The organism is Dyella agri, assembly GCF_044904705.1.
GTDB lineage: Bacteria > Pseudomonadota > Gammaproteobacteria > Xanthomonadales > Rhodanobacteraceae > Rhodanobacter_A > Rhodanobacter_A agri.
This window is the reverse complement of the sequence record NZ_JADIKL010000001.1, coordinates 90,560-104,816: the sequence shown is the minus strand read 5'-3', so window position 1 is coordinate 104,816 and position 14,257 is coordinate 90,560. Positions and strand designations below refer to the sequence as shown.

Annotated in this window: 12 protein-coding genes; 7 read left to right on the top strand and 5 right to left on the bottom strand. The window is 67.2% G+C overall.

The genetic code is table 11. The annotated features are described in order from the left end of the window. Positions 1-209: 209 nt before the first annotated feature. The 3 genes from ISP14_RS00480 to ISP14_RS00470 form a co-directional block, all read right to left on the bottom strand. Positions 210-1,412 carry an efflux RND transporter periplasmic adaptor subunit gene (locus tag ISP14_RS00480; protein WP_404535050.1) on the bottom strand — a complete coding sequence of 401 codons (1,203 nt, stop codon included), beginning with the start codon at positions 1,410-1,412 and terminating at the stop codon, positions 210-212. 345 nt (positions 1,413-1,757) lie between these two features. Continuing rightward, entirely contained in the window at positions 1,758-2,624 is an 867-nt protein-coding gene (locus ISP14_RS00475; RefSeq protein ID WP_404535047.1) for an aldo/keto reductase, read from the bottom strand. A 100-nt stretch (positions 2,625-2,724) separates the two neighbouring features. Continuing rightward, the gene (locus tag ISP14_RS00470; RefSeq protein WP_404535045.1) at positions 2,725-3,600 is read right to left on the bottom strand and encodes a DMT family transporter; all 876 of its coding nucleotides are present in this window, start codon (positions 3,598-3,600) and stop codon (positions 2,725-2,727) included. Between the two features lie 133 nt (positions 3,601-3,733). On the opposite strand from ISP14_RS00470, the gene ISP14_RS00465 reads away from it, so the two are divergent. From ISP14_RS00465 to ISP14_RS00455, 3 genes are all read left to right on the top strand, one after another. After that, positions 3,734-4,906 carry an acyl-CoA dehydrogenase family protein gene (locus ISP14_RS00465; protein ID WP_404535043.1) on the top strand — a complete coding sequence of 391 codons (1,173 nt, stop codon included), beginning with the start codon at positions 3,734-3,736 and terminating at the stop codon, positions 4,904-4,906. A 180-nt stretch (positions 4,907-5,086) separates the two neighbouring features. Beyond that, on the top strand, positions 5,087-5,590 hold the full coding sequence (locus ISP14_RS00460) for a nucleotidyltransferase family protein (protein WP_404535041.1): 504 nt from the start codon (positions 5,087-5,089) through the stop codon (positions 5,588-5,590). A gap of 40 nt (positions 5,591-5,630) precedes the next feature. Beyond that, complete coding sequence (locus tag ISP14_RS00455) at positions 5,631-7,898, top strand: thiamine pyrophosphate-dependent enzyme (protein ID WP_404535039.1); 2,268 nt, start codon at positions 5,631-5,633, stop codon at positions 7,896-7,898. Positions 7,899-7,929: 31 nt separating this feature from the next. On the opposite strand, the gene ISP14_RS00450 is transcribed toward ISP14_RS00455, so the two are convergent. After that, positions 7,930-8,862, bottom strand: coding sequence for a LysR substrate-binding domain-containing protein (locus ISP14_RS00450; protein WP_404535037.1), 933 nt, complete (start codon positions 8,860-8,862; stop codon positions 7,930-7,932). A 146-nt stretch (positions 8,863-9,008) separates the two neighbouring features. Here ISP14_RS00450 and ISP14_RS00445 point away from each other — a divergent pair, with 146 nt between their 5' ends. Genes ISP14_RS00445 through ISP14_RS00435 form a run of 3 tightly spaced genes read left to right on the top strand, consistent with a single transcriptional unit; the run spans position 9,009 to position 11,542 of the window. Then, entirely contained in the window at positions 9,009-9,932 is a 924-nt protein-coding gene (locus ISP14_RS00445) for an alpha/beta hydrolase (RefSeq protein ID WP_404535035.1), read from the top strand. 22 nt (positions 9,933-9,954) lie between these two features. Next, complete coding sequence (locus ISP14_RS00440; protein ID WP_404535033.1) at positions 9,955-10,869, top strand: alpha/beta hydrolase; 915 nt, start codon at positions 9,955-9,957, stop codon at positions 10,867-10,869. Positions 10,870-10,897: 28 nt separating this feature from the next. Further along, positions 10,898-11,542: an SDR family oxidoreductase gene (locus ISP14_RS00435; RefSeq protein ID WP_404535031.1), complete on the top strand. Its 645-nt coding sequence runs from the start codon at positions 10,898-10,900 to the stop codon at positions 11,540-11,542. Between the two features lie 28 nt (positions 11,543-11,570). Here ISP14_RS00435 and ISP14_RS00430 read toward each other — a convergent pair whose 3' ends face one another. Continuing rightward, a complete protein-coding gene (locus ISP14_RS00430; RefSeq protein ID WP_404535028.1) occupies positions 11,571-12,113 on the bottom strand; it encodes a DUF924 family protein in 543 nt (180 codons plus the stop codon). A gap of 119 nt (positions 12,114-12,232) precedes the next feature. Between ISP14_RS00430 and ISP14_RS00425 the strand changes: the two genes are divergently transcribed. Further along, positions 12,233-14,173: a M61 family metallopeptidase gene (locus tag ISP14_RS00425; protein WP_404535026.1), complete on the top strand. Its 1,941-nt coding sequence runs from the start codon at positions 12,233-12,235 to the stop codon at positions 14,171-14,173. The last annotated feature ends 84 nt before the right edge of the window (positions 14,174-14,257 follow it).

Genomic DNA, 14,257 nt, shown 5'->3' with positions numbered 1-14,257 from the left:
GGAAGAACGAAGGAGTGGACGTCCGTCCACGACTGAGTGATGACGCAGGGGTGCGGGCAAACAGACCCAGCCCTTCGGGTTGCCTTGCCGTGGCCGCCATGCGGCAGCGCGCGGCTTGACCTGCCAGCCAGGCAGGCACTGCGCCACGCGCCACCACCTGACGGCCACGGCAAGGCAACGCGGGCTATGTGGAGACATTGAACAGGCTCTCACGAGGCCGAACTGTCGGCGGATGCGTGTTTCTTCTTCCAGCCGGAATGCTGCTTGCCCGTCGTCGACGCCGCCGATGCCGGTGCGTTGCCCGTCCCGGCCGCTTGCGCGCCGGCGAGCTTGATCGTCGCGCCATCGCTGAGGCGGTCGGTGCCGTCGGTGACCACGGTCTGGCCGGCGGCGAGGCCGGACAGGATCACGGTGTTCTTGCCGTCGCTGGGGCCGAGGGCGACTTTGTGCACGGAGACGGTGTCATCGGCATTGACCAGGTAGACGTAGTCGCCCGGTGCGCCGTTCTGCACGGCGGGAGTCGGCACCAGCACCGCGTTCTTCTGCGTGTCCACCAGCAGCTGCACGTTGACGAACTCGTTGGGGAACAGCGTCTCGTCGTCGTTGGGCACCGTGGCGCGCAGCGGCACCGTGCCGGTGCCGGTGGCCATCTGGTTGCCGATCGCATACACCGTGCCGCTGGCGAGCTGCCTGCTGTTGTCGCTGTCGTAGATCGCCACCGGCAGTTTGGCGCCGGTGCCGAGGCGCTGCAGCACCCGCGACAGCGCGTTCTGCGGCACCGAGAACTGCACCGTGGTCGGCTTCATCGTGGTGATGGTCACGATGCCGGGCGAGCTGGACGCGGTGACATAGTTGCCGGGATCGACCAGGCGCAGGCCGACGCGGCCAGCGACGGGGGCGGTGATATGGCAATAGGAGATGTTCAGCGCGGCCTGCGCGATGCTGGCCTGGTCGGCCTTCACCGCCGCCTCGTCCTGCTGCACGGTGAACTGCTGGTCGATGAAGGTCTGCTCGGCAATCGATTTCTGCTGGTGCAGCTGCGTGTAGCGGGCCAGATCGGCGCGGGCCAGGTTCAGGCTGGCCTGGTCTTTGGCGAGCTGCGCCTCGGCCTGCTGCTTGTTGATCTCGTACTGGCGCGGGTCGATCTGGGCGAGGAACTGGCCTTTGGCGACATCCTGGCCTTCCTGGTAGCCCACGGCGGTGAGGTAGCCGCTCAGCTGCGGCAACACGTTGACCGTGGCGACCGGGGTGACGGTGCCCAATTCATTCAGGTTTTCCGGCATCTCGCCGAGGGTGGCGGTGGCCGTGCCCACCACCTGCGCGGCAACGCCGCCACGTGTTTTCTTGCCGCCGAGCAGGTGGAACAGGATCAGCGCGACCACCACCACGATGACGGCCGCGACGATCAGCACGCGGGATTTCGGGCGGTGGGGCGGGGCGGAACTCGATACACCGGCATTCATATGCCATCTCCAAGCGATTCATTCCGTCGTTCACACGACGAACCGGCCCCGTCTCATCTTGCGATGTCCGCAGCGATCGGAGCAAAAGTCTGGCCGTCTTGAACGACTCACTTCCGGCGAGGTTGACCTGCCGGCGGATAAGGCCAACGACAGGAAGCGTGCCGTGGGGTTTCGATGCAGCATCTTGCGCCCGTCGTGCGGACGCCATGCTGCAGCCGGATGACACAACCCGTGTCACGGGAGGGTGATGGCAACGGCGGGTTGCGCGTCTTCGGATGCCGGCCCGGCTTCCGGCTACGGCACCGGATGGCCTTTGCTGGCCGTCCAGATCGCGTACCAGTCTTCCGCATCCAGCTGCAGTTCCACCGCGTCGATCGCTTCGCGCAAGCCGGCGATGCGGCCGCTGCCGGTGATCGGATGCGGCCGCGACGGATGGCGCAGGACCCAGGCGAAGGCCAGGGTGGTGAGGCTGGTGCCGAGGCGCGCGGCGATGGTTTCCATTTCCGCGCGCACGCGCACGGCTTGTTCGTCCTGGCCGGTGAACAGCCGGCCACCGCCCAGCGGCGACCAGATCATCGGGCGCAGGCCCAGTTGCTGGGCCTGGTCCAGCGTGCCGTCGTCCAACGCGTCCAGCTGCAGCGGCGACAGCTCGACCTGGTTCGTCGCCAGCGGATGGCAGGCATGCAGCAGCGCGAACTGGCTGGTCGTGTGGTTGGACACGCCCCAGTGCGCCACCTTGCCTTCGCGAGTGAGCGCGTTGAAGGTGTCCGCCAGCGCGGCGGCGTCCATCAAGTAGTCGGGGCGGTGGATCAGCACCAGGTCCAGCTGCTCCGTGTACAGCTTGCGCAGGGATTGCTCCACCTGCGCGCGTACGTAGGCCGGCGCGGTGTCGTAGTGATTCACCCGGTACGGCCGCTGCGCGGAGCGCAGGCGGATGCCGCACTTGGTCACCAGCTGCATGCGTCCGCGCAACGCAGGCGCGGCCTTGAGCGCCTCGCCGAACAGCGCCTCGGCGCGGTAGTCGCCATAGATGTCCGCGTGGTCGAAGCTGCTGATGCCGAGCTCCAGCGCCTGCTCGATCCAGCGCACGCGGCCGGGCACGTCGAGGTTCCAGTCGGCCAGCCGCCACAGGCCAGCGACGATGGGGGAGAGTGCGAGCATGCGATCCGACATGGCAGCAGCGTGGCGGGAGGGACCGGCAGTGTGCCAACCCTCCAGGCTGGCCTCAAGGGAAGTCCTGGTCAGCCTCCGGGGTACGCAGTCATATCAGCTTCGTTCGCCGCCACCAGTGGGTGACCTTCTCCTCGCGCACCAGGGTGAACAGGCCGGCTCCCAGGATCAGCACGATGCCGGCCAGCATCGGCCAGTCCAGATGGTCGCCGAAGAACCAGTAGCCGAAGGCGATCGCCCACAGCATCTGGCTGTATTGGGTGGGGGCCACGCGGTTGGCGTGGGCGATCTGGGTGGCGTACATCAACAGCACGCTGGCCAATCCGGCGAGCAGGCCGTAGCCGGCGAGCAGGCTCCATTGCGCCGGGTCCGGCCATACGAAACGGGGCAGCATCAGCACGCCACCGGCGACCAGCGGGCCGACCATGCCGGCGCCGTACAGGCTGATGCGCTTTTCATCGCCGCCGGCCATGCGCAGCGCCACCACCGACCCGGCAGCTGCAATGCCGCACAGGATCGCCGCCAGATGCCCCAGCCCCAGCGTGCGGAAGCCGGGCCTTAGCACCACCAGCACACCGGCGAAGCCCACGAACACCGCGGTCCAGCGGCGCCAGCCCACGTGCTCCTTGAGCAGCAGCACCGAAAGGAGGGTCACGAAGATCGGCATCAGGAAGATCATCGAGAACACCTCGGCCATCGGCAGCAAGGTGAACGCGGTGACCGAGCAGATGTTGCCGACCGCCCCGGCCAGCGCGCGCACCCACCACAGCGCCGGGCGGCGGGCGACGAACACGTCGCGCCAGCGGTCGCCTTTGTCCATGAGGAAGGGCAGGGCGGCCAGGCCCATGGCGGCGCCGATGCATACCGACTCGTATGGAGGCACGCTGCCGTGCAAGGCTTTCACGAAGGCGTCGCTGATGGCGAAGGCCGCGAAGCTGGCGAAACCCAGCAACACACCCTTGATCATGGGTTTCCCGGGGCGGAAGGGGAGGAATCGCATGATCGCACGACGCGCCCCGGGCGCTGCTGCGCCCCGCCATGACCGGCATGGGCCGCCCCGGGTAGAATACGTGGTTTCCCCGCCCGCCCCTGGAACGCACATGGCTGCTGCCCGCCTGAACCCGCTCGACCTGTACGACGTCCGCTCGCTGCTCTCCGACGAGGAGCGCATGGTGCAGGACACCGTCGGCCGTTTCGTCGATGAGAAGGTGTTGCCGATCATCGGCGATGCGTTCGATCAGGCGCGCTTCCCCACCGAGCTGATTCCGGAAATCGCCAACCTCGGCCTGCTTGGCGCCACCATCCCCGAGAAGTACGGCTGCGCCGGCATGAGCGGCGTCAGCTACGGCCTGATCTGCCAGGAGCTGGAGCGCGGCGACTCGGGCCTGCGCAGCTTCGCTTCGGTGCAGAGCTCGCTGGTGATGTACCCGATCTACGCCTACGGCAGCGAAGCGCAGAAGATGGAATACCTGCCGAAGATGGCGGCGGGCGAGATCATCGGCTGCTTCGGCCTCACCGAGCCGCACGGCGGCTCCGATCCGGCCAACATGAAGACCCACGCGAAGAAGGACGGTGGCGATTGGGTCATCAACGGCGCCAAGATGTGGATCACCAACGGCAACATCGCGCAGATCGCCGTGGTGTGGGCGCAGACCGAGGACGGCATCCAGGGTTTCATCGTGCCGACCGACAGCAAGGGCTTCACCGCCCAGCAGATCCACAAGAAGATGAGCCTGCGCGCCTCGGTCACCAGCGCGCTGTTCCTCGACAACGTGCGCGTGCCCGATGCCAACCGCCTGCCCAACGTGAAGGGGCTGAAGGGCCCGCTGGGCTGCCTCACCCAGGCCCGCTACGGCATCACCTGGGGTCCGATCGGCGCCGCGCAGGCCTGCCTGAAGGAAGTCATCGACTACACGCAGGAGCGCGTGCTGTTCGGTCGCCCGCTGGCGGCGAACCAGGCGATCCAGCTCAAGCTGGCCGACATGGCCCGCCGCATCACCACCGCGCAGCTGCTGTCGCTGCAGCTGGGGCGCCTCAAGGACGCCGGCGCCATGCAGCCCACCCAGGTCTCGCTGGCGAAGTGGAACAACTGCCGCATGGCCATCGATATCGCGCGCCAGTGCCGCGACATCCTCGGCGGCGCAGGCATCACCACTGAGCACGGTGCGATCCGCCATGCGCTGAACCTGGAATCGGTCATCACCTACGAGGGCACCGAGACCGTGCACGAGCTGGTGGTGGGCCGCGAACTGACCGGTATCAACGCGTTCTGATTTTTCCTTCTCCCTCCGGGAGAAGGTGTCGCGAAGCGACGGATGAGGGCCTGCGCGAACCCCGCACCCTCACCCCAACCCCTCTCCCGGCGGGAGAGGGGCTTTCAGGAGCCCAGCCTTGCATGTCGCCTGTACCCGCATCGAAGCCGAACGCCTGATCCTGCGCGCCCATTTCGACGCATGAGCCACATCCCGCCCGCGCTGTTCGTCGCACTTGCCGAGCTGGTGCCCGACTTGCATGTGCATTGCGTCGAGCCGTGGTGCCTGATCGGCAGCGCCGCCGCGCGCCTGCTGGGCGCCGAAGTGACCGTGGCCGACATCGATGTGCTGGCTTCGCCCGCCGATGCCGACGCGCTGGCGATGTTGTGGGCCGATCGCCGCGACGCCGCGCATGCACCGGCCGACGGCGACCGCTTCCGCTCGCACTTCGCCCGCTTCCGTTTCCCCGGCATGCCGGTGGAGGTGATGGGCGGGCTGGAGCTCAATGCGGGCGAGGGCTGGCAAGCTGTGTCGCCGGGGCGGCTGGTGCTGGCCGGGTTGCAAGGCATGGCCGTGCCGGTGCCCTCGCTGGACGACCAGATCCGTATCTTCGAATCCTTCGGCCGCGACAAAGATCTCACCCGCGCCGCTGCCTTGCGCCGATTGCACCAGCCATCCGCGCTTTCCATCACGTCTTCTTCCTGACGGCCATCCAGCCGCTCTCCCGAACCGACACGACATCGCCATGACCACCACGCCAGCTCCCATCGCCGCCCGCCACAAGGGTTTCAACCGCGCCGAGATCGTCGACCAGAACTTCACCGAGTTCGTCGGCGGCTGGCAAGGCGAAGTGCGCGCCGCGCCGCGCGACGACGCGCCGGTGCTGCCGGGCAGCGCGCTGGATGCGCGAGGTTTCCGCGAGCTGCTGGAATCGCAGCTGATCTCGCGCCACCTCGACCTGATGGCGCGCGTGCTGCGCGTGCAGAACAAGGTGTTCTACACCATCGGTTCGTCCGGCCACGAAGGCAATGCGATGGTGGCGCGGCTCACCCGCCATACCGATCCGTCCTTCCTGCACTACCGCTCCGGCGGCTTCATGGCCGAGCGCTTCCGCAAGCTGCCGGGCATGGACCCGGTGATGGATTCGGCGCTGTCCTTCGCGGCCAGCAAGGAAGACCCGGCGTCGGGCGGCCGCCACAAGGTGTGGGGTTCCAGGCCGTTGTGGGTGCTGCCGCAGACCTCGACCATCGCCTCGCACCTGCCCAAGGCGCTGGGCACCGCGGTGGCCATCGACCACGCGCGCCGCATCGGCCACACGCTGCCGGTGCCGGACGATTCCATCGCGATCTGCTCGTTCGGCGATGCCTCCAGCAATCACGCCACCGCGCAGACCGCGTTCAACGCGGCGGCGTGGACGGCCTACCAGAAGCTGCCTGCGCCCGTGCTGTTCGTGTGCGAGGACAACGGCATCGGCATTTCGGTGAAGACGCCCACCGGCTGGGTCGCCAGCAACTTCCAGGCGCGCGCCAACCTCGATTATTTCTACGCCGACGGCCTCGACCTCGCCGAAGGCTACGCCCAGGTGCAGCGCGCGGTGGAGCATTGCCGCAGCACGCGCCGCCCGACCTTCCTGCATCTGCGCACCACCCGCATCATGGGCCACGCGGGCACCGACTTCGAGATCGAGTGGCGCAGCATCGAGGAGCTGGTGGCCGTGGAGGCGACCGACCCGCTGCTGCGTTCGGCGGCGATCGCGCTGGAGTCCGGGTTGTACACCAAGGATGCGCTGCTGGAACTCAACGGGGCCATCCGCAAGCGCTGCTTCGCCGCCGCCGAGGAGGCCGACCGTCGTCCGAAGCTGGAACGCCTCGACGACGTGATGAAGCCGCTGGCGCCGTACACGCCTGCTGCGGTGAAGGCCGAAGCCGAGCGCGCCGATTACGCCGACGCGCGCATCAAGGCCTTCGGCAGCGAGGACAAGCTGCCCGAGAACCAGCCGCCGCGGCACCTGGCCATCCAGATTGGCCAGGCCCTGCACGACGTCATGGCCAAGTACCCCGAATCGTTGCTGTTCGGCGAGGACGTGGCGCAGAAGGGCGGCGTGTACACGGTGACCAAGGGCTTGCACAAGGCGTTCAAGAACACGCGCGTGTTCAACACCTTGCTTGACGAGACCATCATCCTCGGCCTGGCCCAGGGTTACGCCAACATGGGCATGCTGCCGATCCCGGAGATCCAGTATCTCGCCTACTTCCACAACGCGGCCGACCAGATCCGCGGCGAGGCGGCCAGCCTGCAGTTCTTCTCCAACGACCAGTACCGCAACCCGCTGGTGATGCGCGTGGCCTCGCTGGGCTACCAGCGCGGTTTCGGTGGCCACTTCCACAACGACAACTCGATCGCCGCGCTGCGCGATATCCCGGGTCTCGTAGTCGGTTGCCCTTCGCGCGGCGACGACGCGGCGACCATGCTGCGCACGCTCACCGCGCTGGCCAAGGTGGATGGCCGCGTCTGCGCCTTCCTCGAACCGATCGCGCTGTACATGACCAAGGACTTGTACGAGGCCGGCGACGGGCAATGGCAGTTCGCCTATCCCGCGCCGGGCGAGGCGATGACGCTGGGCGAAGGCCGCGTCTACAACGAGAAGGCCGAGGATCTCGTCGTGTTCACCTTCGGCAACGGCGTGACTATGGCGCTGCGCGCCGCGCGCACCATCGAGCAGGAACTGGGCTGGAAGGTGCGCGTGGTCGACTTGCGCTGGCTGGCGCCGCTCAACGACGCCTTCATCGCCGCGCAGGCGAAGGGCGCCAAGCGCATCATCGTGCTGGACGAAGGCCGCAAGAGCGCCGGCGTAGGCGAGGGCGTGATCACCGCCATCGTGGAGGCGGGCCATGGTGCCACGCCGCTGGAACGCGTGGTGGGTGCGGACACCTTCACCCCGCTGGCCGGCGCGGCCTTCCTGGTGCTGCCGGGCGAGGCGGACGTGGTAGCGGCGGCGCGCAAGCTGGCGTGACGCCGGTGCCGCGCGCGGTGCCGGCGAGCGGTCAGCGCCGGCGCGGCCGCGTGCGCAGCAATTCGCGTTTCTCGACCAGGAAATCCATCAGCGCCCGCACTTTCGCGGGCATCTGCTCGCGCGACGGCACGTACAGGTAGAAGCCGGGAAAGGGCTGGCACCAGCGTGCCAGCACGCGCACCAGGCTGCCGTCGTCGAGCTGCGGGCGCACCACGAATTCCATGTGCTGGATCAGTCCCACGCCCTGCAACGCGGCGCGGATCGTGCCCTCGTCGTCGTTGGTGACGTAGCTGCCGGTGGGCTCCACCACGAAGTCGTGGCCGTCGACGTTCGGCGACGTGAATTCCCAACCGTAGATAGCGCCACTGGAAGACTGCCGGTAGCACAGGCAGTTGTGCCGCACGAGGTCGGCAGGCGTGGCGGGCTTGCCGCGGCGCCGGAAGTAATCGGGCGAACCCACCACGGCCATCTCCAGCATGGGCGTGATCGGTACCGCCACCATGTGCGCAGCCAGGCTTTCGCCCAGACGGATCCCCGCATCGCAGCCGTCGGCGATGATGTTGGCGATGCCGTCGTCCATCACCAGTTCCAGCCGGAGCTGCGGGTAACGCTCCAGGAACTCCGCCAGGCGCGGCTCCAGCAGCATCTTCGCCGCCGGGCGCGAGGTATTCACGCGCAGCAGGCCCGCTGGCTCGTCGCGCATCTCGCCGAGGTTGCGCACCGCCCGTTCGATGGAGCCCAGCGATGGGCGGATCGCTTCGAACAAGCGTTGCCCATGCTCGGTGAGCGACATGTCCCGCGTGGTGCGGTAGAGCAGCTTCACGCCCAGCTGTTTTTCCAGGGCCTTGAGGTTCTGCGACAAGGCCGGCCGCGACACGCCCATTTCCGCCGCGGCCTTGGTGAAGCTGCGGTGGTGAGCGATGTGGGCGAACCAGGCTAGCGATGGGAGCAGGGAAGGGTCCATTCGCTATTGGTAATTCATGCTTACCACTGTGGTCAAGTTTGTGTGCTTCTAATCGACCAATGACAGGCCTAGCATCTTTCCCCGGATCCGCTGGTGCTCCGCCACGGAGATGCGAAATGCCCATCCATTGCAACGAGGCGATGCCCATGAAGACCGTGACCATCCGCAACCGCGACATGTACTGGGATATCGCCGCCGATATCCATTTCCCGCCCGGCTTCGACGAGAACAAGCGGTATCCGGCGATCGTCAGCGCGCATCCGATCGGCAGTTGCAAGGAGCAGTCCTCCGGCAACGTCTACGGCGCAGCGTTGGCGCAGGAGGGCTTCGTCGTCATCGCCTTCGATCGCAGCTTCCAGGGCGACAGCGGCGGCGAGCCGCGGCGGATCGAAGATCCGACGCTGACCGTGGAGGATTTCCGCCATGTCGTCGATTACCTGGTGACCTTGTCCTATGTCGACGAGGAGCGCATTGGCGTGCTCGGCATCTGCGGCGGCGGCGGTTATGCGATCAATGCCAGCATGACCGAGCGCCGGTTCAAGGCGGTGGCCAGCATCACGGGCGTCAACTTCGGCCGCCTCAGTCGCGAAGGCTTCACCAACTACGACCCGATTGCCGCGCTGGAAGCGATGGCGAAGCAGCGCACTGCCGAAGCGCGTGGCGCACAGGTGCAGGTCGACGTCTTCGTGCCGGCCTCGGTCGAAGGCGCGAAGCAGGCCGGCATCACCGACATCGACGTGCTGGGGGCGGCGGATTACTACCGCAACCGCTGCGTGAAGCCGCATGGCGAGACAAGCGCGGTTTTCTCGCACCGGGCGGTATCGGTCGGCTGGGACGCCTTCCATCTGGCCGAAGTGCTGCTGACCCAGCCGTTGATGGTGGTTGTCGGCGACAGGCCCGGCGGGTTCGGCGCCTATCGCGACGGCCAGGAGATCTACGGCCGCGCCGCGTCGAAGGACAAGCACATCGTCGTGCTGGAAAACACCTCGCACTACGAGCTGTACGATCAGCCGGGCCCGGTCGGCAAGGCACTGGAAAAAGTGGTGCCGTTCTTCAAGGCGAATCTTTGACAGACATTCCGAGGATCCAACCATGGACAAGATCAGCATCAGAAACAGCAACGGCACCGGCATCGTGCTGTCTGCCGTCATCCATTTCCCGGAGGGTTTCGACGAGGGCGGGAAATACGCTGCCGTCGTCGTGGCCCACCCCGGCGGCGGCGTGAAGGAGCAGACGGCCGGCCTGTATACGCGCAAGCTCGCGGAAGCCGGCCTGGTTACCATCGCCTTCGATGCCTCCTACCAGGGCGAGAGCACCGGCGAGCCGCGCCAGCTGGAAAATCCCTATGTGCGCACCGAGGATGTCAGCGCGGTGGTCGATTACCTGACCACGCTGCCGTACGTCGACGAGGACAGGATCGGCGCCATGGGCATCTGCGCGGGCGGCGGCTATGCGGCCAATGCCGCGATCAACGACCGTCGCGTCAAGGCGGTGGGTACGGTCAGCGCGGTGAACATCGGCGCGATGTTCCGCAACGGCTGGAACAACGACATCAAGGACGCCGACGCGATTCCTGCGCTGCAGGGCGGCTCGCAGGCACGCACCGCCGAGGCCAATGGTGCGGCGATCGTGCAGATCCCGCTGGCGCCGTTGCGCAAGGAAGATGCACCCAACAAGGAGCTGGAGGAGGCCTGGGAGTACTACCACACGCCGCGCTGCGAATACCCGACCGCGCCGGGCTGGGCGACGGCGCGCAGCCTCAACCAGATCATCGCCTACGACGCCTTCAACAAGGCCGAGGCGTTCCTGACCCAGCCGCTGCTGGTCATCGCGGGCAGCGTGGCGGGCAGTAAATGGATGAGCGATGACCTCTACCGGCGCGCGGCGAGCAGGGACAAGCATTTCCACGTCGTCGAGGGGGCGAACCACATGAGCCTGTACGACGTGCCCAGGTACGTGGACGAGGCGGTATCCCAGCTTGCGCCTTTCTTCAGGGCGAAACTGTAAGGCGCGATGCGAGGCGGGAGAAGCGGCGATGAAACAGCGGATCAAGGTACTGGTACTGGGCGCCGGCGGGCAGATCGCCCACTGGGTGATCCGGATGCTGGCGGATGACGCCGACGTGCAACTCACGTTGTTCCTGCGCCATGCGCGCAAGCTGCGCGGACAGGTGCCGGGCAACGCGCACATCGTCGAGGGCGACGTGCTCGACCGGCACAGGCTCGATGCCGCCATGGCGGGGCAAGACCTGGTCTACGTCAATCTTGCCGGTGAACTCGACGGGCAGATGAAGCGCATCGTCGCGGCGATGCAGGCTGCTGGCGTCAAGCGGATCGTCTACGTTGCATCGCTGGGCATTTACGACGAAGTGCCGGGCAGGTTCGGCGAATGGAACCGGCGCGAGATCGGCCCCTACCTGGGGCCGTATCGCCGGGCCGCGGACATGCTCGAAGCCTCGGACCTGGATTACACGATCCTGCGGCCAGCCTGGCTCACCGACGCAGACGAAGTGGACTACGAGACGACGCCGAGGAGCGCGTTGTTCAAGGGCACGGAGGTGTCGCGCAAGAGCGTCGCGGCGCTGGTCGTGGAGATTGTTCGCTCGCCTGGGCGGCGGGTCGGCGAGAATCTCGGTGTGGACAAGCCGGGCACAGAAGGCGACAAGCCGGCGTTTCTCTGAAACTGCAGCAGGATGGCTGGCTGGCGGCTCAGCCGGCAAAGCCGCCAGCATCCAGAAACGCTTGCTCTTCGCCCGTGGTCTCGCGGCCGAGCACGGCGTTGCGGTGCGGGAAGCGGCCGAAGCGGACGATCACATCGCGGTGGATGCGGGCGTATCTGGCGTAGTTGTCCAGGCCCTCGCACAGCGCGACCGAACGATCCTGGTCGGCCAAGGCCTCGCTGTGTTCGAACGGCAGGTAGAAGAACACGCGCAGCGCCGGTTCCACGGCGCGGTCGTGGCCGCGCGCCACGGTTTGCCGCGCGAAGGACAGCGCCAGCGGATCGGTGGCGAACATATGCGCCGTGCCGCGGAAGGCATTGCGCGGCAACTGGTCGAGCAGGATCAGCAGCGCCAGCGCGCCTTCGGCTTCGTCCAGCCAATGGTCGAGTTCGCGACGCGCGGCGGCCATGTGGGTGTCGAGGAAGCGCGTGGTGAAGTCGCGATCGAACGCCTCGTCCTTGTCGAACCACTTGCCGGGGCCGGCTTCGCGCCAGAAGCGGGCGACGTCTTGGGGCTGGTGGCTTGGGATCATGGCGGGTTCCTCGATCAAGGCAATGGCTGATGGTCGCACAGTGCCGTTCGTCACCCTCGCGCAGCGCGCCGCTGGTGCTAAGTTGGAGGAATCCCTCCGAGCCGCCCGCAGGTACCGCCATGTCCCTTGCTTCGCCCGTGCGTCCGCAACGCGCCCATCGCCGCATCGCCCTGGCCGTGATGCTGGCGCTTGCCGCAGGTGCCGCTTCCGCCCAGGTGTCGCGCAGCACGCAGGTGCCGGCGCCGCAGGACGCGCCGTATCCGGGCACCATCGCGATCCACGTCGACGCCAGCGATACGCGGCAGGGCATCTTCCGGGTGCATGAAACGATTCCCGTGCAGCCGGGTCCGCTGACCCTGCTGTATCCGGAATGGATTCCCGGCAACCATTCGCCCAGCGGCCCCGTCGCCATGCTGGCCGGCCTTGCGATCAGCGCGAACGGCAAGCCGATCCGCTGGACGCGCGACAAATACGACGTGTATGCCTTCCACCTCGACGTGCCCGCGGGCGCCACCAGCATCGACGCGGATTTCCAGTACCTGTCGCCGCGCAGCGACGGCTACGAGATGACCGACCGCATGCTGATGCTGGAGTGGGACAAGCTGTCGCTGTATCCGGCCGGCCACTACACCCGCGGCATCACTTTTGCGCCGAGCGTGACGCTGCCGCAGGGCTGGCAGTTCGGCAGCGCACTGGAGAAAACCTCGCAGTCGGGCGGCGACACCATCTTCAAGCCGGTGAGCTACAACAACCTGGTCGATTCGCCGATGTATGCGGGCCGGTACTTCAAGCGCGTGGATCTCAATCCCGGCGGCAAGGCGCCGGTGCACCTCGACATCGTGGCCGACGCGCCGAAGTACCTGGAGATGACGCCGGAGCAGCTGAAACTGCATCGCGCGCTGGTGAGCCAGGCGGTGAAGCTGTTCGGCTCGCACCATTACGACCACTACGACTTCCTGTTCTCGCTGTCCGACCAGCTGGCCGGCAACGGCTTGGAGCACCACCAGTCCAGCGAGGACGGCATGGGCGCGGACTACTTCACCGCCTGGGCCGACGACGCGCCGAACCGCGATCTGCTCGCGCACGAATACGTGCACTCGTGGAACGGCAAGTTCCGCCGTCCGGCCGACCTCGCGACGCCGAACTTCAACGTGCCGATGGGCGATTCGCTGCTGTGGGTGTACGAGGGCCAGACCCAGTACTGGGGATTCGTGCTCACCGCGCGCGCCGGCCTGTGGACGCCCGAACAGTTCCGCGATGCGCTGGCCATGACGGCGGCCAACTACGACCGCAACCGTCCCGGCTTCCAGTGGCGCTCGCTGGAGGACACCACCAGCGACGCCACCGCCGCGCACCGTTCGGCGCTGCCGTACCGCAGCTGGCAGATGAGCGAGGACTACTACTCGGGCGGCCAGATGCTGTGGCTGGCGGTGGACGCCAAGCTGCGTGAACTGACCGGTGGCAAGAAGTCGCTGGACGATTTCGCGCAGGCCTTCTTCGGCGTCGACGACGGCAGCTATGTGACGAAGCCCTATGCCTTCGACGACGTGGTCGCGGCGCTGGGCGGCGTGGCGAAATACGACTGGGCCGGTTTCCTCAAGGCGCGCGCCGACGCGCTGGATCCGCCGCTGCAGGACGGGCTCGCCGCCTCGGGCTGGAAGCTGGTCTACACCGACCAGCCCAGCGCCTACGAGAAGCAGTACGACAGCCGGCCGGAGTCCTCGCGCCACATGTACAACTTCGCCTGGTCGATCGGCCTGACCCTCGCCGAGGACGGCGCGATCAACGACGTGCGCTGGAACGGCCCCGCGTTCAAGGCCGGCGTCAGCACCGGCGCCACCGTCGTGGCGGTGAACGGGCAGGCGTATGCGAGCGAGGCGCTGAAGGAGGCGATCGTTGCCGCCAAGGCCGGCAAGGCGCCGATCCGCCTGTTGCTGAAATACCAGGGCAACCTGCAGACCGTATCGGTGGACTACCACGGCGGCCTGCAATATCCGCATCTGGAACGGATCGCCGGCACGCCCGACTACCTCGACCAGATCATCGCGGCACGGAAGTAAGGCCCGATCCAGCGGTGCGCGCGTATCGGATCGCGCGCATGCCGGGAGTGCCACCGTCTTCGTTCCGGCCAACGCCGGGCGAGT